The 315-nt window shown below is 64.4% G+C and carries 1 protein-coding gene; it reads right to left on the bottom strand.

What is annotated here, in order from left to right:
• Nucleotides 1-315, bottom strand: a 315-nt coding sequence (locus tag UK12_RS34885; RefSeq protein ID WP_045307238.1) for a hypothetical protein, incomplete at both ends; no start/stop codon positions are given.

Below are 315 nucleotides of genomic sequence, written 5' to 3'. Positions count from 1 at the left end.
GTCCGGGGGGTTGATGCGCTCGGGGTTCAGGAACCGCTCGAACAGCAGGTCGTGCTCCAGCGGGTCCAACTCAGTGATCCGAGTGAGGTACGAGACCATCGAACCGGCTGCCGACCCTCGGCCGGGACCGACCGGGATGCCGTTGTCACGCGCGTACTGGCAGATGTCCGCGACCACGAGGAAGTAGGCGTCGAACCCCATCGGGGAGATGACGCCCATCTCCAGCTCGATGCGGTCCAGTACTTCCTGGCTCGGGTTGTCGCCGTAGCGGAGTTGGAGACCGGCTTTGATCTTCTGGCGCAGGTACGACGCTTG

The organism is Saccharothrix sp. ST-888, from assembly GCF_000955975.1.
In the GTDB taxonomy this organism is placed as follows: domain Bacteria; phylum Actinomycetota; class Actinomycetes; order Streptomycetales; family Streptomycetaceae; genus Kitasatospora.
Note: the sequence above shows the minus strand (reverse complement) of the source record. Positions and strands in the feature narration are given on the sequence as shown.